Annotated in this window: 18 protein-coding genes; 10 read left to right on the top strand and 8 right to left on the bottom strand. The window is 62.1% G+C overall.

The window, feature by feature from the left end; genetic code table 11:
- Positions 1-57: 57 nt before the first annotated feature.
- Both gshB and OP494_RS06650 read right to left on the bottom strand, forming a co-directional pair.
- Positions 58-1,011: a glutathione synthase gene (gshB, locus tag OP494_RS06655; protein ID WP_280539949.1), complete on the bottom strand. Its 954-nt coding sequence runs from the start codon at positions 1,009-1,011 to the stop codon at positions 58-60.
- A gap of 78 nt (positions 1,012-1,089) precedes the next feature.
- The gene (locus OP494_RS06650; RefSeq protein WP_280539947.1) at positions 1,090-1,824 is read right to left on the bottom strand and encodes a S1-like domain-containing RNA-binding protein; all 735 of its coding nucleotides are present in this window, start codon (positions 1,822-1,824) and stop codon (positions 1,090-1,092) included.
- A gap of 382 nt (positions 1,825-2,206) precedes the next feature.
- On the opposite strand from OP494_RS06650, the gene ycaC reads away from it, so the two are divergent.
- Entirely contained in the window at positions 2,207-2,830 is a 624-nt protein-coding gene (gene ycaC, locus OP494_RS06645) for an isochorismate family cysteine hydrolase YcaC (RefSeq protein ID WP_280539946.1), read from the top strand.
- Between the two features lie 75 nt (positions 2,831-2,905).
- Positions 2,906-3,856 (top strand): pirin family protein, encoded by a 951-nt coding sequence (locus tag OP494_RS06640; protein WP_280539945.1) that lies wholly within the window; start codon positions 2,906-2,908, stop codon positions 3,854-3,856.
- Positions 3,857-4,027: 171 nt separating this feature from the next.
- Here OP494_RS06640 and OP494_RS06635 read toward each other — a convergent pair whose 3' ends face one another.
- Positions 4,028-4,654, bottom strand: a complete 627-nt coding sequence (locus OP494_RS06635; RefSeq protein ID WP_280539944.1) for a LysE family translocator — start codon at positions 4,652-4,654, stop codon at positions 4,028-4,030.
- 45 nt (positions 4,655-4,699) lie between these two features.
- Complete coding sequence (locus OP494_RS06630) at positions 4,700-5,482, bottom strand: 2OG-Fe dioxygenase family protein (protein ID WP_280539943.1); 783 nt, start codon at positions 5,480-5,482, stop codon at positions 4,700-4,702.
- A gap of 149 nt (positions 5,483-5,631) precedes the next feature.
- On the opposite strand from OP494_RS06630, the gene OP494_RS06625 reads away from it, so the two are divergent.
- Positions 5,632-6,537 (top strand): LysR substrate-binding domain-containing protein, encoded by a 906-nt coding sequence (locus OP494_RS06625; protein ID WP_280539942.1) that lies wholly within the window; start codon positions 5,632-5,634, stop codon positions 6,535-6,537.
- Between the two features lie 113 nt (positions 6,538-6,650).
- Here the strand turns inward: OP494_RS06625 and OP494_RS06620 are convergent, their stop codons facing one another.
- The 3 genes from OP494_RS06620 to OP494_RS06610 all read right to left on the bottom strand — a co-directional run bounded on the left by OP494_RS06620 (position 6,651) and on the right by OP494_RS06610 (position 8,368).
- Entirely contained in the window at positions 6,651-7,379 is a 729-nt protein-coding gene (locus tag OP494_RS06620) for a 16S rRNA (uracil(1498)-N(3))-methyltransferase (RefSeq protein ID WP_280539940.1), read from the bottom strand.
- Between the two features lie 3 nt (positions 7,380-7,382).
- Positions 7,383-7,877, bottom strand: coding sequence for a protein-export chaperone SecB (secB, locus tag OP494_RS06615; RefSeq protein WP_040240498.1), 495 nt, complete (start codon positions 7,875-7,877; stop codon positions 7,383-7,385).
- A gap of 71 nt (positions 7,878-7,948) precedes the next feature.
- On the bottom strand, positions 7,949-8,368 hold the full coding sequence (locus tag OP494_RS06610; protein WP_280539937.1) for a rhodanese-like domain-containing protein: 420 nt from the start codon (positions 8,366-8,368) through the stop codon (positions 7,949-7,951).
- Between the two features lie 258 nt (positions 8,369-8,626).
- On the opposite strand from OP494_RS06610, the gene gpmI reads away from it, so the two are divergent.
- From gpmI to OP494_RS06595, 3 genes are all read left to right on the top strand, one after another.
- Positions 8,627-10,204 carry a 2,3-bisphosphoglycerate-independent phosphoglycerate mutase gene (gpmI, locus tag OP494_RS06605; RefSeq protein WP_280539935.1) on the top strand — a complete coding sequence of 526 codons (1,578 nt, stop codon included), beginning with the start codon at positions 8,627-8,629 and terminating at the stop codon, positions 10,202-10,204.
- A gap of 29 nt (positions 10,205-10,233) precedes the next feature.
- Positions 10,234-11,403 carry a peptidoglycan DD-metalloendopeptidase family protein gene (locus OP494_RS06600; protein ID WP_280539934.1) on the top strand — a complete coding sequence of 390 codons (1,170 nt, stop codon included), beginning with the start codon at positions 10,234-10,236 and terminating at the stop codon, positions 11,401-11,403.
- Between the two features lie 140 nt (positions 11,404-11,543).
- A complete protein-coding gene (locus OP494_RS06595) occupies positions 11,544-12,872 on the top strand; it encodes a S41 family peptidase (protein ID WP_280539932.1) in 1,329 nt (442 codons plus the stop codon).
- 93 nt (positions 12,873-12,965) lie between these two features.
- Here OP494_RS06595 and OP494_RS06590 read toward each other — a convergent pair whose 3' ends face one another.
- Positions 12,966-14,429: a Fic family protein gene (locus tag OP494_RS06590; protein ID WP_280539930.1), complete on the bottom strand. Its 1,464-nt coding sequence runs from the start codon at positions 14,427-14,429 to the stop codon at positions 12,966-12,968.
- 213 nt (positions 14,430-14,642) lie between these two features.
- On the opposite strand from OP494_RS06590, the gene OP494_RS06585 reads away from it, so the two are divergent.
- The 4 genes from OP494_RS06585 (at position 14,643) to OP494_RS06570 (ending at position 17,744) form a co-directional block, all read left to right on the top strand.
- Positions 14,643-15,170 (top strand): helix-turn-helix domain-containing protein, encoded by a 528-nt coding sequence (locus OP494_RS06585; protein ID WP_280539928.1) that lies wholly within the window; start codon positions 14,643-14,645, stop codon positions 15,168-15,170.
- 166 nt (positions 15,171-15,336) lie between these two features.
- Positions 15,337-16,536 carry an MFS transporter gene (locus tag OP494_RS06580; RefSeq protein WP_280539926.1) on the top strand — a complete coding sequence of 400 codons (1,200 nt, stop codon included), beginning with the start codon at positions 15,337-15,339 and terminating at the stop codon, positions 16,534-16,536.
- A gap of 63 nt (positions 16,537-16,599) precedes the next feature.
- On the top strand, positions 16,600-16,749 hold the full coding sequence (locus tag OP494_RS06575) for a hypothetical protein (RefSeq protein WP_280539925.1): 150 nt from the start codon (positions 16,600-16,602) through the stop codon (positions 16,747-16,749).
- Positions 16,750-16,871: 122 nt separating this feature from the next.
- The gene (locus OP494_RS06570) at positions 16,872-17,744 is read left to right on the top strand and encodes a DMT family transporter (RefSeq protein WP_280539924.1); all 873 of its coding nucleotides are present in this window, start codon (positions 16,872-16,874) and stop codon (positions 17,742-17,744) included.
- Positions 17,745-17,959 lie beyond the last annotated feature (215 nt).

The raw sequence follows: 17,959 nt of genomic DNA, 5'->3' as shown, positions 1-17,959 counted from the left end.
CAGCGATTGTATCACTGCCCATGCCGAACCTCGCCATCGTAGGATGGCAAGCGGCGCTCAGAAGCGCCGGGCAATGGCGTCCATCAAGAGTCCACCGATATCGGTGCCGCGCTGGGCGTCGATCTCGCGCACGCAAGTGGGGCTGGTGACGTTGATCTCGGTGATGTAATCGCCGATCACGTCGAGCCCGACGAAGATCAGGCCCTTGTCGAGGATCGCCGGTTTGACCTGCTCGATGAGCCAGTAATCGCGGTCGGTGAGCTCGCGGGCCTCGCCGCGCCCGCCAGCCGCTAGGTTGCCACGCGTTTCACCGGCGCTGGGAATGCGCGCCAGGCCATACGGCACGGGTTCGCCGTCGATCAGCAGGATGCGCGTATCGCCGGCCTTGATCTCGGGCAGATAACGCTGCGCCATGATCTGGCGCGTGCCGCGCTCGGTGAGCTGCTCGATGACCGAGCCCAGGTTGCGGCCCTCCGGCGTGATATGAAAGATGCCGCTGCCGCCCATGCCATCCAGCGGCTTGAAGATCACATCGCCGTGCTGAGCATGGAAGTCGCGCAAGACGGCATCGTGGCACGAGACCACGGAGGGCGGGATGCAGTGCGGGAACTGCTGGGCGAATAGCTTCTCGTTGCTGGTCAAAAGCGCCTGGGTGGGATTGACCACCAGCACGCCCTCGCGCTCGGCGAAGCCCAGCAGATGCACGGCGTTGAGGAAATGATCATCCACCGGCGGGTCCTGGCGCATCAGGATTACGTCGAGTTCCGCCAGCGGCGCGGCCTGCACTTCCTCGAGCCGATACCACGCCTCGGGGTCACGATACGCCTCCAACGCGCGCATGCGGCCCATGGCGCGCCCGCCGTCCAGATACAGGTCTTCCGGCTCGAGATAATAAAGCGACCAGCCGCGTTGCTGCGCGGCCCACAGCATGGCCAAGGTGGTGTCTTTCTTGTAGGCGATATCGGCGATGGGGTCCATCACCACGCCGAGCTTCAAGGCGCGCTCGCTCATGATCGGTCTTCCAGGCTAGGAATGAATGCGCGCAGTATGCCGCAGCGACCAGCGGAAGACCAAGGCGCCAACGGCGCGTCAGCTGGACTGATGCGCGTCTATCGCCTCGCGCGTCAGGCGGATGCCTTCTTCCTCGATGGTGATCAGCCGCTTCTTGTAGAGCCGCCCCACCGCCTGCTTGAAGGCGCTCTTGCTGACGCCCATGCGTGCCTTGATCTCGGCGGCGGGCGTCTTGTCGCCCAGCGCCACGTACCCGCCATGACAGCGCAGCAGCTCCAGTACCTTGTCACCGACCACATCGAGCCCGGCCTCGCCGGGCGGCAACATGGCCAGATCGAGGCGCCCGTCTTCGCGCACGCGCTTGATATAACCGGTCAACCGTTGGCCGCGCCGCGGCGGATGGATGATGTCATCGGCGTAAAGCAAGCCCCAATAGCGGTGATCGACCACCGCCTTGAACCCCAGATCGGTACGCTCGGCAATTACCAGCGCGACGCGGTCGCCGGGCGTCATATCCGGCGCCTCATCGGCCAGAAAGCGATCCAGACGCATCGACGCCACCGGCCGTCCCTGAGCATCCTCGTAAAGCATCACCAACACCCGCTTGCCGACCTCAGGACGAAAGCGCTGCTCGGCGAACGGCAGCAACACATCCTTGGGCTGGCCCCAATCGAGAAAGGCGCCGGTAGTGTTGACCGCCACGACCTTGAGATACGCCACCTCGCCAATACGCCCCAAGGGCGGCCGCGTCGCCTGCGACGAACGCTGCCCAGTGGCGGATGAACGTGGAGAAGGATCTTGGGAACGGGACATGATGGCGACCACTGACGAGAGATATGTCCTCATTATGACGCCGCCCGGCAACGCGAGCAAAGGGCGTGGCGGGGGTTTGGCGTATAAATCGGCGATTCCCTCACAACGCCGATTCGGCACACATACAGCCCAATCAACGTTTGGGATCTACTCTTGACTCAAAGTGGCGCGACCACGCTCACGATCCCCGAAGGGCACACCACGCTGCTACGGCCCCTTCGTCATGAGCTCGAGCGCCGAGATTAAAGACTCCCTGCGCCAATTCCAGACCGGGCAGCTCAGTACGGCATCGTAAAGGTTTGGGCGGTCACGGGATCGCCCGATGGCCGGCGGGACACCCCAGGCGGGCGCCTCGCCCTTTTCCACGATAGAGAGGTGCACAATGGCTTATTCCTACCAACGACTCGACAAGAACGATGTCGCCCTGCTGATGATCGATCATCAAGCGGGTCTGTTGTCGCTGGTCCGCGACTTCACCCCGGACGAGTTCAAGAACAACGTGTTGGCTCTGGCCGACATCGCCGAGTTCTTCGGTCTGCCGACGATCCTCACCACCAGCTTTGAGGACGGCCCCAACGGACCGCTAGTGCCGGAGTTGAAGGAAACATTCCCCGACGCGCCCTATATCGCTCGCCCCGGCCAGATCAACGCCTGGGACAATAAGGACTTCGTCCAAGCGATTAAGGACACCGGCAAGAAGCAGTTGCTCATCGCCGGCGTGGTGACAGACGTGTGCGTCGCCTTTCCGGCGCTGGCCGCGCGTGAAGCGGGCTACGAGGTCTTCGTGGTCACCGATGCCTCGGGCACCTTCAACTCGACCGTGCGCGATGCTGCATGGGATCGCATGTCCCAGGCCGGCGTACAGTTGATGAACTGGTTCTCGGCGGCCTGTGAACTGCATCGCGACTGGCGCAACGACATCGAGGGCTTTGGCGGCATTCTGGCCAAACACCTGCCCCACTACTCGAACCTGATTCAAAGCCGCGATGCGACCCTGAAAGGCTGAACCTTACCCACGCCGACCCTGCCGCCACCGCTACGCGCGGTGGCGGCAGCCTGCTTCTCACCAAGGAGGCCGCGCATGAGCACTACAGAGCACCGTCCCCGTCTCTACGATTCCCGTGAGTGCCCCGTCGTAGACGGTCACCGGCTGATTCAGCACCTCCACGCCCGCACGGCGGATGTCGGCGGCATTCCGGTCAATCGCGTGATGCCCCAAAGAGGCCGTCGGCTGATCGGTGCCTGGTGCTTTCTCGACCATGCCGGTCCGGCCACCTTTACCGCCGGCGCGAGCGGCATGCGTGTCGGCCCGCATCCGCACACCGGCCTGCAAACCTTTACCTGGATGCTAGCCGGCGAGGTCATGCATCGCGACAGCCTGGGTAACATCCAGCGCATTCGGCCAGACCAACTCAACCTGATGACGGCAGGCCGGGGTATCGCCCATACCGAGGAATCCAGCCCCGAATCCGGCCAATTGCACGCCGCCCAGTTGTGGATTGCCCTGCCCCACGCCACGCGTCACACACCGCCACGCTTCGATCATTACTCCGCATTGCCGCGCTGGTCCGAACAGGGCGCGGACGCCACCTTGCTGGTGGGCGAGTTCCAAGACCGCAAGGCTCCGACACTCACCTTCTCATCGCTTCTCGGCCTCGACCTCGTCAGCACCGACACCACCCGGCTCCACCTTCCGGCCCGCCCCGATTTCGAATATGGCGTACTCGTGCTTGAAGACAACCTCACCATAGAGCGCGACCACTTCACCGCCAACGAGATGGCCTACCTCGGCAGCGGACTCGACGAGATCACACTCGCGTTGGAAAGCGGCACACGCGTGCTACTGCTCGGCGGCGAACCGCTGCATGAAGACATCTACATCTGGTGGAACTTCGTCGGCCATAGCAAAGCCGAGATCGCCGAAGCCCAAGAGGAATGGGAATCCGGCAGCGACCGCTTCGGCGACGTGCCAGAATTCGATGGCGAACGGATCATGCCGCCACCGATTCCGTGGAAAATAGCATCCAATTGAGTAGCGGCGCTTACCCCAAATCACCAAAGTGATAATGAAGCAACGTGAGGGTGATGCTCCGCACGCGCACCTCGCTAACGAACCCGGAGCGGTTCACTGCTGTTATTGGCTAGTGGTAGGGAAGCTTCAGAGTCTTCCTTCTATTTCCTTTTAAGCGGGTTCAACTCGGCTCTACTGCAAGACCATGTGTGTAGCGACTCCGATCAAGATCAGACCCAAGACGCGTTCTATCCAGGGCTTGAGGCGCCAGATGGCCGACAAGAACCTCGGCGTCGAGAGCCAGAAGGCCACACCGCCAAACCAGGCAAGATGCGCTAGTGAGATAATCAGACCGCACAGGATTTGAACGGCAATCGGTGTAGAAGGCTGAATGATCTGGGTGAAAATACTCAAGAAGAACAGCGTCGTTTTCGGATTCAGAGCATTGCATAGAAAGCCGGATCCGAACGCCGAGCGATCTGTGATGTCACGTTGATCAGCATCAGCGGCTACCTGTGGTGAAGTAGATGCCAGAAGGCTTTTCACGCCGAGATAGACAAGATAGGCCGCTCCAACCCACCGGATCATGGAGTAGACCTGGGGGAAGTTAGTGATGAGCAGGGCAACACCGGTCACGCAATACGCCACGTGTAGCCATACAGCAGTTGCTATGCCAACACTCGATAAGAGGCCGGCACGTCGTGAATAAATCATCGCGTTGCGACTAACCAATGCGAAATCCTGGCCAGGGCTAATGGCCATGCCGACGGCAATCAATGTCACTGTGCCGAGTAGCGGCAGGTAGTCAAGGTCGATCATAAATTCAAGTATGCGGCGCTCGTCGGCCGAGCGCCGCAGCTCTCCTTAGAACTGTTTGCGAAACGTAGCGACCAGAACATCACGGACAGCGGGTGCTGCTGTATCGCTGGGCTTGATGGGTGATACTCCGTGAAATACTTGCTCGTCATTGACTATCGCAAGATCGAGCGGCGCATTCAGCGTGAACGACTTCAGCGGATTCTGGTCGAGGTCATAGATCGTCGATTCGGCGTTGGTCATATTGCTATGATCCACCATCGCCATGATCACGAAGTTCACACCGTCACGATGTACGCCCTCTGGGGTCGGTTTGCCCACGAATTCTGCATTTGACTCGATGCGAAACTGGTGTAGCTCGATGTGCCACGGATAGTAGGGCGCGAGACGGCTGAACATCCGGCACCCGAGGCCGACAATACTGCTCATGGTCGCGCCGTGTAGAATGTCTTTCAGTATCGGCTCGTAATGCCGTGCGATCCCACCGTTCAAGCTGTTGAAATCACGCCCTTGGTAGTGTGGTTGATGCGCCTTGATATGCCACTCTGGACTGTCCGCGTTGGCCGCAAGCGTTGCATGTCGCCGCCGGCGGTAGCTGCCGCCATCTGCCATGTGGCCATCCAGAGGCATGTCGCCCCAACTCGCTGCAAACTCACGCCAGTCCGCCAGCGCATTCTGATGCAGGCCGGTGAGAATGTTGGTCGTGGTCAGTCCATCGATGAAAAGATAATTGTGACGCGCTAAACCAGAACATAGATCATCGATATCCAGGCGTTGGGAAACGCAGTCGGTGGAGTAACGTCTTACTGTGGTTTCTTGTAAAGTCGACACTATTAATCTCCTTACCCATAGGCATGCGCAAGCACGTATTCAGCGCACACATACACAATTGGACAGTAAGGCTCTTGTTGGGAAACGATTCCTTTTCACACGAAGACGTGAACTTTTCTCATGCCATGGATGAGTGCAAGGAGCACAGCATGATCAGATCTCTAGATGCGCTGCGTGTGTTCGTAGCGGTTGCCCGAGCAGAAAACATGACAGTTGCTGCGGAGCGCTTGTTTGTAACGCCCGGCGCAGTGAGCAAGCGAATAAGGGATCTTGAGCAAGAGCTCGGTGCCCAACTTTTCGAACGCCAACACAATTCAGTACGCCTAACGGCCAAAGGTGCCGAGCTGTATCGCGTGAGTCAGAGCCTTTTCGATACGCTCTCAAGCGCATTGGCCACTTTCGAAAAGCCCGCCGCGTCCGACGCGCCGTTAGTAGTGTCATGCGAACCCACGATCACCATGCAGTGGCTAATACCCCGACTGCCAGATTTCTACGCCCAGCATCCCGACATCACGCTCCATCTGTTCGCTGCCGGCGGGCCTATGGATTTCCAGGCGACCTCGATCGATCTGGCTCTACGTCGGGACGATTTCGAATGGGACCCAGACGTTTTTACCTACCGCGTAGCGGATGAAATCACCGGCGTTGTAGCTTCGCCTGGGCTGCCAGCGTCAGCCAACGCAAGGCAGACGATACTCCACACGGCATCACGGCCATCGGCATGGGCCCCATGGCGGTCTCGCTTTCGACAAACCACGAGCATCGATCGAGAACTAGAATTCGAGCACTTCTATCTCAGTCTCCAAGCTGCGCGTGCCGGGTTGGGCTTTGCCATGGGCTCGATCTATATGGTCGCCGATCAGATTGAGACAGGTGAGCTCGTTGCCCCCATGGGCTTCATCGCCGATGGTTCGTCTTATTGGCTACTGTCGCCCTCGTCTATCGACTCCGATGCTCGTAAACGCGCATTCCGTGACTGGCTAATCGATGCGCTCGGCAAAACAGCACAGGCTCAACAGGCAAACAAGCCAGAAGGCTTGCAAGCCAGCACCTAGATCCAGGCCTGGCGTTAAGAATAATACGGGACATGCGACCGTTCCGTTCGTGATCGTGCCGCGCATCTTCGGGAGGTCTTCGATGCTGGCCACACCTATTGAAGCCGACCTAACTACCCCAAATCGCCAAAATAATGCTGCAACAGCGTAAGAGCGACGACGGGGGCGGTTTCGGTACGCAGGATGCGCGGACCGAGGGTGAGAGCGGCGAAGTCGGCGGCGTGTGCGGCGTCGATTTCGGTGGGGGATAAGCCGCCTTCGGGGCCGACGAGGAGTGCGGCGCGGGTGATGTCGCTGGCGTATTGCCAGGCGGTGTCGGTAGCGGGATGCAGGACGAGGCGTAGCGCTTCGTCGCGTGCCGCCAGCCAGGCGTTGAGCGTTTGCGGGGGATGCACGGTGGGCACGCGGCTGCGCCCGCATTGCTCGCAGGCGCTGACCGCGACGGCTTGCCAGTGGGCGAGCTTCTTGGCTTCGCGCTCCCCCTTGAGACGCACGTCGCCGTGCTCGGTATAAAGCGGGGTGATGGCCGCGACGCCAAGCTCGGTGGCTTTCTGGATCGCATAGTCCATGCGGTCGCCCTTGGAGATCGCCTGGCCAAGATGCACCGCCAGCGGCGACTCGGCGCCGCCTTCGGTCACGGCGGTGACCCGCACGCGTACCTCGCGACGCCCCACACTGACGATGTCGGCCTCGGCTTCGAGCCCCTCGCCATCGAACAGACGCAGCGCCGCGCCTTCACGCAGCCTAAGCGCGCCCGCCACATGGCGCGAGGCACCTTCAGGCAGGGTGATTTCCGCTGCGGCGACCAGCGTGGCCGCCACATGAATGCGCGGTCCGGCCATCGCTTACTGCACGTTCTCGGCGGCTTCGCTTTCGCGCTTCTTCTTCTGGGCGTACATCGCCTCGAAGTTGACCGGTGACAGCATCAGCGGCGGGAAGCTGCCGCGATTGACCAGGTTGTCGATGCACTCACGCGCATAGGGGAACAGCATATTGGGGCAGAACGCGCCCAGGGTGTGGTCGAGCTGGTCGTCGCTCAAGCCGGCGATGCGGAACAACCCCGCCTGCTCCACCTCGACGAGAAACGCCGTGGCGCCGTCTTCGTTGTTGGTGACCTGCGCCGTCACCTTGACCACGACCTCGTAGAGGTTCTCACCGACCTGTTCGCTGGTGGTGTTGAGATCGAGCCCGACCTTGGGCTTGAACGCATTCTGGAACACGCTCGGCGCGTTGGGCGACTCGAAGGAGACATCCTTGACGTAAATGCGCTGCATGGAAAATTGCAGCTGGTTCTGCGTGTCGTTGCCACCTTGAGCGGCCTGATTGTTGTCTTCCGCCATGTTGCACTTCCTTTGACTTATCTATGCATGAGACGCGGGGCCCGGCGTGCGCCGCCCCGCCAGTGTATCGCTTACTTGCGGACCACCGGCAACTCATCGGACTGCCACTGGGTCATACCGCCCTTGAGCTTGGCCGCGCGGGTGAAGCCGGCCTGGGTCAACTGCCCCACGGCAGCACCGGAGCTTTGGCCATGCTGGCATACCACCACCACCGGCTTTTCCTTGTAGTCCTCGAGCTCTTTGAGGCGATCCTCCAAGCGGCCCTTGGGAATATTGCGGGCACCGGCGATATGCCCCGCCTTGAAGTCCTTGACCTCGCGAATATCCAGAAACAGCCCCTCCTCGCGATTGATCAACGAGGTGGCTTCGGACGGCGAGACGCCGCTGTTCGAGCCTTTCAGCTCGTAGGCGATCCATGCCACCAGTACCACCAGAAAAGCGCCTGACAGTAGCAGGTGGTTTTGCACGAATTCGAATAACTGATCGATCATGGGTGCGGATAACTCTCGTTGTGTGTCTGTCGGCGTCGTGTGCGCTCGGCGAACGCCGCATGCCCCGGCGGGCGCCTTAGTATACATGAGCCATGCGCGAGCGTCCGGCCCCACCGACGCGGCTGACGCTCTCTCGTGACTGCGTTATGATGCCGCAAGGAGACGTGAGTCGCGAACCCCGCAGCGGCACTGCCGCTTCATGGGGTCATCGGCCGGATACGCCGATGCGACGCCCATCAGATTCCCGCGAGGCATGTTATGGCAGATACCCACACCCAGCGTCCCCGGCCCGTTGCGCTGTTGATCCTCGATGGCTACGGCCAAAACGATGACACTCGGCACAACGCCGTTTACTCGGCCAAGACGCCGGTCATGGACGCGCTGAAACAACGCTACCCCTCCGCCTTGCTGCACACCGATGGCAAGTACGTCGGGCTGCCCGACGGCCAGATGGGCAACTCCGAAGTCGGCCACATGAACCTCGGCGCCGGGCGCATCGTGTATCAGGACTTCACGCGTATCACCAAGGCCATTGAAGACGGTGAACTGACTGCCAACACCGCGCTGACGGCGCCCATCGACGCCGCCGTGGCCGCCGGCAGAGCCGTGCATCTACTTGGCTTGCTCTCGCCCGGTGGCGTACACAGTCACGAGGATCACATCCTTGCCGTGGCCGCGCTGGCCGCCGATCGTGGTGCCAAGCACGTTTATCTGCACGCCTTTCTCGACGGTCGCGATACCGCGCCCAAAAGCGCTCGGGCCTCGCTGGAACGCGCCAATGCGCGGCTCGCCGAGCTGTTCGGTGCCGACAACGCCTACGTCGCTTCGATCGTCGGCCGTTACTACGCCATGGACCGCGACAACCGCTGGGACCGTGTCGAGCAAGCCTATCGCGTCATCGTCGAGGGTGAAGGCAAGCAGGTCGCCACCAGTGCCGAGGCCGGGCTGGACGCCGCCTACGAGCGTGACGAAAGCGACGAATTCGTCGCCGCCACCAGCATTCGCCCGCACGGCGAGCCCGTTCGCATGGCCGATGGCGACGCCGCGCTGTTCCTCAACTTCCGCGCCGACCGCGCCCGCGAGCTGACCCGCGCCTTCGCCGAGGATGATTTCAGCGGCTTCACCCGCCAGGCACGGCCCAAGCTGGCCCACGAAGGGCTGGTGATGCTCACCGAATACGCCGCGAACATTCCGGCGCTGGTGGCCTTTCCGCCCACCGACCTGGTCAACACCCTGGGCGAGACCGTCGCCAAGCGCGGCCTGAAACAGCTACGCATCGCCGAGACCGAGAAGTACGCCCACGTCACCTTCTTCTTCTCCGGCGGCCGCGAGGACGAATTCGACGGCGAGACCCGCGAGCTGATCCCCTCGCCACAGGACGTCAAGACGTACGACGAGAAGCCGGAGATGAGCGCGTATGAGCTCACCGACAAGCTGGTCGCGGCCATCGACGCAGGCACGTTCGATCTGGTGGTGTGCAACTACGCCAATGGCGATATGGTCGGCCATAGCGGCGACTTCGATGCCGCCGTCAAAGCCATCGAGGCAGTGGATGTCTGCCTGGGCCGGGTGATCGAGGCTATCGAGCGCGCCGGCGGCGAATGCCTGGTCACCGCCGATCACGGCAATGCCGAGCAGATGGTGCATCCCGAGACGGGCAATCCGCAGACGGCGCACACCACCTTTCAGGTGCCGCTGGTCTACGTCACGCCACGCGCCGGCGCCACCCTGGCGGACGACGGCAGCCTGTGCGATCTGGCGCCGACCCTGCTGACCATGATGCACGAGCCGATTCCCGAGGAAATGACCGGCCGCGTGCTGGTGGATACCCCCTGATAGGTGTGCGTGTATTGCGGAGTCGGCGCATGAGCGCGCCAACGTCCAGCAAGCGAATCGCCATGGCCTGCGCCATGGCGTTCTCGTGTGCGTGGCTGGCGCTGGGCGCGTCCAGCGCTTGGGCGCAGAACTCGCCGGAGGCGGTCAAACGTCAACTCGAAGCCTTGGGAAGCGATATCCAGAACGCCGAGTCGCGCCTCGAGGGCACCCGCGATGAACGCGATAGCGCGCAGCGCAAACTGCGCGAGATAGAAACCAAACTGGCCGATACCCAACAGCGGCTGACCGGCCTGCAACGCGAGCAGGATCAACTCGACCAGGAAGTCGCCGAGCTCAAGCAGCAGCGCCAGACCCTCGAGGAAGAACGCCGCCAACAACGCGCCGCCCTGGCCACACAACTCAACGCACTGTACCGGCTCGGCCCCACGCCGCAGCTCAAGCTGCTGCTCAACCAGACCGACCCTGCGCGGCTGGACCGCCTTCAGCAGTATCTCAATCATCTCAACCAGGCGCGTCAGCAACGCCTCGACGCCCTGGCCAAGCTCGAAAGCCAGCTCGACGAAACGCAAAGCGCGCTACAGTCGCATCAAGAGCGCCTGGACGACCTCGCCAGCGAGCTCACCGAGCGTCGCGAAACGCTCAGCGATCAACGCAGCGAGCGCGAAGCCATCCTCTCGAAGTACAAACAACGCTACACCTCCCAGCAAGCCAAGCTGGCCGCGCTCACCGATAACCGCGAAGACGCGCAGCAACTGCTCGAGCAGATGCAGGCCAAGCTCGAGCGCCTCGACCAGGCGCCGCCCTCCACGGATATCGCCCAAACCCGGGGCGAGCTACCCTGGCCCGTGCAGGGCGACATGCTCGCCACCTACGGCAACGGCGCCGGCGTCGACCGCAACGGCATGCTCATCGGCGCCGCAGCGGGCACACCGGTCTCCGCCGTACACGCCGGCCGCGTGGTGTTCGCCAACTGGATGCGCGGCTTCGGCAACCTGTTGATCGTCGACCACGGCGACAACGTCATGACGCTGTACGCCCACCTGCAACGCTTCGATGTCGAGGTCGGCGCCCAGGTCACGCGCGGCGACACCCTCGCCGCCGTCGGCGACAGTGGCGGTCGCGACAGCCCCGCGCTGTATTTCGAGGTGCGCAAGGATGGCGACCCCATCGACCCCAGCGACTGGATCGCCCGGCGCTGAACGTCCGTCGCGCTGGATTGCGCCGACCCATAAAGGCTATGCTGGGCCTCGGCGCGCGTGGGTTCACCTTCGCCCCGCCACTTGGTCGCCCCTTCCGGCGCGACTGACACGAGCCCGTTCCGCCGCGTTGTGGAGACAGCATGACCGCAAGCCAACCCCGTTCCCCGCGTCTCACCGTTCGTCACTTTCTAGCCATGGGCATGGCCCTGGTGATCGGTGTGCTAACCCTGCCGCTACCGGCGCACGCTCAGCAAAGCGCTCAGCCACCGGCCGACAATGACGCCCTGCCCGTGGAAGACGTGCAGACCTTCGCCGAGGTCTTCGAGCGCATCAAGCGCACCTATGTCGACGAAGTCGACGACACCACCCTGATGCGCAACGCCATTCGTGGCATGCTCGGCGAGCTCGACCCGCACTCCGCCTATCTCGACAAGGACGACTTCGAGGCCCTGCGCGAGACCACCGAGGGTGAATTCAGCGGCGTCGGCATCGAAGTCGGCATGCAAGAGGGTCAGTTGACGATCATCGCACCTCTCGACGACACCCCCGCCGCGCGCGCCGGGCTCCAGGCCCAGGACCGCATCCTGCGCATCGACGACACGCCCACCGAGAGCATGTCGCTGCAGGAAGCCGTAGACATGATGCGCGGCGACGAAGGCGAGGATATCCGCCTGACCATCATGCGCGAGGGCGAGGATGCGCCGCGCAACGTCACCCTGACGCGCGAGACCATCCAGACCGAGAGCGTCAAACACGAGCTACTAGCGCCGGGCTATGGCTATCTGCGCATCAGCCAGTTCCAGAGCCGCACCGGCGAGCAGGCCCGCGACGCCATCGCCTCACTACGTGACGAAGGCGAACTCAAGGGGCTGATACTCGACTTGCGCAACAACCCCGGCGGTGTGCTCGACAGCGCCGTCGACGTCGCCGACCTGTTCCTCGACAGTGGCCTGATCGTCTACACCGAAGGCCGCCTGCCGGACAGCGACATGCGCTTCTCGGCATCCACGCAGACCAGCGCCCCGGACGTGCCCATGGTGGTGCTGATCAACGGCGGCAGCGCCTCGGCAGCAGAGATCGTCGCCGGCGCGCTGCAGGACCAGCAACGCGCCGTGCTGATGGGCACCGAGAGCTTCGGCAAGGGCTCCGTCCAACAGGTACTGCCGCTCAACAACGGCGATGGCCTGAAGCTGACCACCGCGCTCTACTACACGCCGGATGGCCGCTCGATCCAGGCCCAAGGCATCGAGCCGGATGTCGACGTGGTGCGTGGCCGCCTCGAAGTTGCCGAAGGCAGCGGCCTCAATATCCGCGAAGCCGACCTCGAGAACCACCTGCGCAACATCAACGGCGACACCGAACGCACCAAGCGCGAAGCCTCACTCGCCGAAAGCGACTACCAACTCGGCGAAGCGCTCAACCTACTCAGGGCCCTCAACGTGCTGCCGCGTGCGCAGGGCAGCAACTAACACTCCATCCGCGCCCTGAAACGCAAACGCCCCCGCGCCGTTATTTTGAAGTAAACGGCGCGGGGGCGTTTTTTCAGACTCAGAAGGCTATCTTTAATCGCTCCGGCGCTGCAGCCAGGTTTTGCCAGCGGCCGTGAGTCGGTATTTCTGCAAACGGCTATTGGGCTTGTCCGGAATCGTCAGCTCGACCAGCCCAGCTTCCAGTGCCGGGCGAAGATAGGCATCTCTGAAGTGCGGAGTATGCTTCAGGCCCAGTGCTTGCTGTAGATCCGCCCTCTTCACTTCACCATCGATGGCCAGCAGAAGCCGCTCCATCTCGGGTGTGACTTGATCGGTGACTTGATCGGTGACTTGATCGGTGACTTGATCGGTGACTTGGTCGCCGCCCGTCCCTGAGCGCCACTCCGCCTCCGGTCGCCAGACCACTGCACTGAACTGATTTCCCGATGAGTCGTCCACCAAATCGATCCGGGGCCATGCCTGAAGTGCTCGTGGAATACCGCTGCCCATGCCCCGATAGGGCAGGATATGGGAGGCATGCTCGGTGAGCGTAGGGTTGCGGCGAATGGTCTTGCCTCGTCGAATATCTTCCGGGCTCAAGCTATCCGACAGGTGGCCAGGGCTAACGATCTCCACCCGGTCGGCAAAGACCATCAGCCGGACCGAGGCGCTGGTAAAATAATCTCGGTGGATCAGGGCGTTGACCAGCAGCTCTTCCAACGCGGTTTCGGGGATCTCAAGCTCACCCAACGTATTGAAGCTGCGCCCGTGCTGCACATGATGCAGATTGCGTTTGATAAAAGCGAAAGCGCCCCGGAACTGCTCCAGCAAGGTGCCTTTGATGTCCTCACTATCCAGGTAGCGGGTATCGTGCAGCGCGGTGCCGGGGAAGGCCACCGCCTTGACTTCAAACGCCGGGCGCCAGAGCTGGGGATTGCGAGCAAACAGCATTAGCCCTGACAGGTTCAGCTCGCTGCCATCGCCCAAGCCCAGGTTCTGCAGCAACTGCTCCCGGGTCAGGCCCGAGAACTCATCGCTTTCTCCGTAGCGACGGTCGAAATAGGCAGTAAAGGCCTTGTCGTCGATATCCTCTATGGAAGTACCCGCCACCGGGACCACGTCGGCGTAAACCAGCCCGGAGCGCTGGAACATGCGCTGCATCTCCTCCCGAGAAGTTACATGCCGCTTGTCCGAGCCCTGCTTGACCCAGATGCGGCCTTGATTGTCCAAATAAGGCTTGGCCAATCCATCGGGCACTTCAACCACCACCACAAGGCCCTGATCCGTCTGCACATTTTCAGTCAGCGGATGCACCGGTGGACGCACATGCTGAGAGGCGGCGTTGCCCAGTAATTGGTTCAAACGCCGAACCGACGCGCCATCCAACCCCGCAATCGAACCATCGTCGTTCACGCCCAGAAACAGCCAGCCACCGCCACTGTTGGCAAAGGCCGCCAGCTCGGCGGCAAGACCATCCGCATTGGTAGCGTCACGCTTGAACTGGTGGCGGCTATCTTCACCTCGGGTGATGGCTTTTTGAAGGTCACTTTGTGTCATGGCAATGCCATTTTGCTCCTTTTTTTGACGAGTCGGCCCTGATTCTCTTCAACACTCAATACGACAAACCACTCTGCGCTCCCGAAGACCGGAATATCGGCGTTCTGGGTGGTAAAAGTGAACTGGTGCATCAATTTAACAAATAAACGGCGCGGGGGCGTTTTGTCTGAGCCTCGGCTTGCGAAGGTAAAGTGATCGTTTTACACTGCAGACATGGATATTCGCACACGATTGCTCGAGACCGCCGAGCAGCTCTTCGACCGTCACGGTTTTAACGCCACCGGCATGGACCGGCTGACGGAGGGCGCTGGGATCTCGAGTCGCACGCTTTACAAGCACGTCGGCAGCAAGAACGGCCTGATCGCGGCCGTCCTGAACGAGCGCGACCGCCGCTTCCATCGCTTGGTGGAAGAAGACAGCATCGATGCCTTGTTCGGCGCACTGGAGACTTGGTTGGCCCAGGAGGCCGTGCGGGGCTGCCTGTTCCTGCGCGCTTGGGGGGAAACCGGTGGCGATGTGCCAGAGATCGCCGAGGCGATGGAACGCCATAAGCAGCGCCTGCGGGGCCGGATTAGCGACATCGTCGTCGCGGAGATCAGCCAGCATGACGACGAACTCGTCGAGACGATTCAACTGCTGTTCGAAGGCGCGACCCACATGGCAGCGTATCGCGGCGTCGCGACCGTCGATGTCGCGCGCCGAGCGGCGCAGCGTTTGGCAAATGCCGCGCGGGCGTCATAGCGGCGCCGAGTTCAGCGACACGCTTGCCGCTTCGACACGCAGCATAGCCCACGACTCGTGACATTAACCGGGCTCGAACCGGCGGCTAAATTACGCCCATAGTGAAAACGACCGTTTTACACATCGTTACCATGATGCCGGCCACAGGCCGAGGGGAGTACACCGCATGACGCGCATCGAATTCCGCCTGATCGTCGCCGGCACCATGCTGATCGGCACCACCTACGGCCTGGCGCGCTTCGCCTATGGGCTATTCCTGCCCAGCATGCGCGACGATGTCGGTTTGAACCCGACCCTGGCCGGCGTCATCGGCAGCGGCGCCTATGTGGGGTATTGCCTCGCCATCGTGCTCAGCGCGCTGCTGGTGGAACGCTTCGGGCCACGCCGGATCGCCGTCGCCGCCGCCCTGATCGCGGCGGTGGGCATGGCAGGCGTCGCCGTCAGCACGCAGCCATTGTGGCTGGCCGGCGCCATTCTGCTCGCGGGAACGAGCACCGGACTGGCATCGCCGCCCATGGCGCAGGCAGTATCACGCGCGATCACCACGCCCCGGCAAGGGCGGGCCAACACCGTCATCAACGCCGGTACCAGCCTGGGCGTTGCTGTTTCCGGGCCGGTCGCCTTTCTCGCCACCGGGCAGTGGCGGCTCGCCTACGCCGCCTTTGCCGTCGCCGCGTTGCTCAATGCGCTGCTGTTGCTGTTCAGTATGCCTCGCGCGAGCACCGGCGACACCGCCTCGACCGACAGCCGCCAAGGCGCCGATCGTCTTGGCGGGCTCTGGCGCCCTCATGCGTTGACGCTGATCGTCGCGGCCGTCGGGATGGGCACGGCCAGCGCGGCCTTCTGGACCTTCTCGAGCGATGTGGTCATCACGCTGGGACATTTCGAGCAGGCGACGGCCAACATCGTCTGGATTCTGATCGGGGTCGCGGGGTTGGTCGGCGGCGCAGCGGGCGACCTGATCGCACGCTTTGGCCTCAACGTCGTGCATCGCGGCAGTCTCGCGGCCATGGCCTGCGCGCTCGGCTTGCTGGTAATCAGCCCCTCGAACCTGGCGGCGGTGCTCGTCGCGGCCGCACTCTTCGGCGCGGCCTACATCATGCTGACCGGCGTCTACCTCGTCTGGGGCATCCGGCTGTATGCGGAACGCCCCGCCATCGGGCTGGGACTGCCCTTCCTGATGATCGCCGTCGGCCAGATCGTCGGCTCGCCCCTCGCGGGCTACCTGATCGGCAGCCGAGGATATCTCGTCTGCTTCATCGCCTTCGCGCTGATCGCGGTGGCCACGGCCCTCATCGGCTACAGGAGCGCCGAGCGCGCGGCTTTCCAGTCTCCTGCCACTTCACCCCGTCATCAGGAGACGTAAATGCAGATACAACGGCACTCGTGAGGAGTGAGGTTCTTGATAGCAACGCGATAAGGAGACGATATGCGTAACGATGAGCAGTCTCGTAAAAACGAGCGGGCCGAGCATGAACAGGCTCTGAAAGTGATATATATGCCGGCGATGCCGCCTATCGGGCTCTTCGTATGGAGCAAGAAGACGCTTCAGAGGCTCCTGGAAAAGGTACGCTCCTGATGCGCTTGGAGGAACACGGCATGAGACGGCATCCCTTGTTGGCGTGGCCCGCAGGGGATGCCGTCCTTTTACGGCGGTCTATGATTCGATTTTCCACTTCACCCTGATAACAGGAGCTCTCAATGGCAGGTGCAACGGCACTCGTGGTTCTCGCCTCACTTTGCTGGGGTCTATCCGGCGGCATCGGCGGCCTGCTCATGGCGGACGACTGGGATGCGTTCGTCGTCTCGTTCTACCGGGGCGCCATCGGCCTGGTATTCGTGCTCGGCTGGTTGGCGATCCGCCCACGCCACAGCGGATTGCGCAATCGTCGCCTGTGGGGATGGTCAGCGGTGGCCGGCCTGGGCGTCGCCGGCAACTTCGCGTTCTATTTCCTCAGTATCTCGCAGGGCAGCGTCGCGGTGGCGGCGACCTTGATGTACTCGGCGCCGATCTTCGTCTATCTGCTCTCGTTCGTGCTCAAGCTCGAACAGCCCACGCCGCTGAAATGGGCCGCCATCGTCGTGGTGATGCTCGGTATCGTGCTGCTGACACGTATTTACGATGTGAGCTCAGGGGGCGTCACGCTACTCGGCGTGGGTGCCGGGCTGCTGGCCGGGGTCTCCTACGCGGTGTTCATCTTCGGGTTCAAGTACGCGGCACCGCACGGCAGCCCGCAGGCCATTCTGGTGATTGCCTTCGCGGTTCTCGCCGTGCTCTTGGCCGGCCTCGGCGATACCAGCCAAACACTGGACGTGCTGCATACACCGGACTGGCCGCTGTTCGTCACGCTGGGAATACTCGGCGCCGGGCTCTCGTTCATCTTCTACATCGCCGGCCTGAAACACACCGCCCCGGCCGTCGCCTCCATCGTCGCCATGGTCGAACCCGTCACCGCATCGCTCTTCGGCGTCGTGGTCCTCGGCGAAAGCCTGGTGAGCATCCAGATCGTCGGGATGTTGCTGATCCTCGCCACGGTAACCGCGCTGAGCGTCTACTCCAGCCCCAAGAAGTGAGCTGAGAGTGGCAAATGAATGCATCACATCAGGCGACTGCAAGAACCGGAACAGCGACGCTTTTCCGGATGGTATTCTTATTAGTGTAACTCAATGTCTCAACAAAATTTGTTTACAAACGGCGTCAATTTACTTCCTAAACTTTTTCATTCAAGCAGAAACGCCCTCAGAGGATATTCTGAACACACAGTTTTATCGTCCCCCTTGAAAAATTA

It is taken from the genome of Chromohalobacter sp. 11-W, assembly GCF_029889905.1.
Taxonomy (GTDB): domain Bacteria; phylum Pseudomonadota; class Gammaproteobacteria; order Pseudomonadales; family Halomonadaceae; genus Chromohalobacter.
This window is presented reverse-complemented; position numbering and strand designations above follow the sequence as displayed.

Bases quoted from the DNA above. Each gene is read 5' to 3' on its own strand.
- OP494_RS06640 (WP_280539945.1), top strand. From the start codon at position 2,906: ATGAGCACTACAGAGCACCGTCCCCGTCTCTACGATTCCCGTGAGTGC.
- OP494_RS06600 (WP_280539934.1), top strand. From the start codon at position 10,234: ATGAGCGCGCCAACGTCCAGCAAGCGAATCGCCATGGCCTGCGCCATG.
- secB (WP_040240498.1), bottom strand. From the start codon at position 7,877: ATGGCGGAAGACAACAATCAGGCCGCTCAAGGTGGCAACGACACGCAG.
- OP494_RS06650 (WP_280539947.1), bottom strand. From the start codon at position 1,824: ATGTCCCGTTCCCAAGATCCTTCTCCACGTTCATCCGCCACTGGGCAG.
- OP494_RS06620 (WP_280539940.1), bottom strand. From the start codon at position 7,379: ATGGCCGGACCGCGCATTCATGTGGCGGCCACGCTGGTCGCCGCAGCG.
- OP494_RS06595 (WP_280539932.1), top strand. From the start codon at position 11,544: ATGACCGCAAGCCAACCCCGTTCCCCGCGTCTCACCGTTCGTCACTTT.
- OP494_RS06635 (WP_280539944.1), bottom strand. From the start codon at position 4,654: ATGATCGACCTTGACTACCTGCCGCTACTCGGCACAGTGACATTGATT.
- ycaC (WP_280539946.1), top strand. From the start codon at position 2,207: ATGGCTTATTCCTACCAACGACTCGACAAGAACGATGTCGCCCTGCTG.
- gpmI (WP_280539935.1), top strand. From the start codon at position 8,627: ATGGCAGATACCCACACCCAGCGTCCCCGGCCCGTTGCGCTGTTGATC.
- OP494_RS06575 (WP_280539925.1), top strand. From the start codon at position 16,600: ATGCGTAACGATGAGCAGTCTCGTAAAAACGAGCGGGCCGAGCATGAA.
- gshB (WP_280539949.1), bottom strand. From the start codon at position 1,011: ATGAGCGAGCGCGCCTTGAAGCTCGGCGTGGTGATGGACCCCATCGCC.
- OP494_RS06570 (WP_280539924.1), top strand. From the start codon at position 16,872: ATGGCAGGTGCAACGGCACTCGTGGTTCTCGCCTCACTTTGCTGGGGT.
- OP494_RS06610 (WP_280539937.1), bottom strand. From the start codon at position 8,368: ATGATCGATCAGTTATTCGAATTCGTGCAAAACCACCTGCTACTGTCA.
- OP494_RS06580 (WP_280539926.1), top strand. From the start codon at position 15,337: ATGACGCGCATCGAATTCCGCCTGATCGTCGCCGGCACCATGCTGATC.
- OP494_RS06590 (WP_280539930.1), bottom strand. From the start codon at position 14,429: ATGACACAAAGTGACCTTCAAAAAGCCATCACCCGAGGTGAAGATAGC.
- OP494_RS06585 (WP_280539928.1), top strand. From the start codon at position 14,643: ATGGATATTCGCACACGATTGCTCGAGACCGCCGAGCAGCTCTTCGAC.
- OP494_RS06625 (WP_280539942.1), top strand. From the start codon at position 5,632: ATGATCAGATCTCTAGATGCGCTGCGTGTGTTCGTAGCGGTTGCCCGA.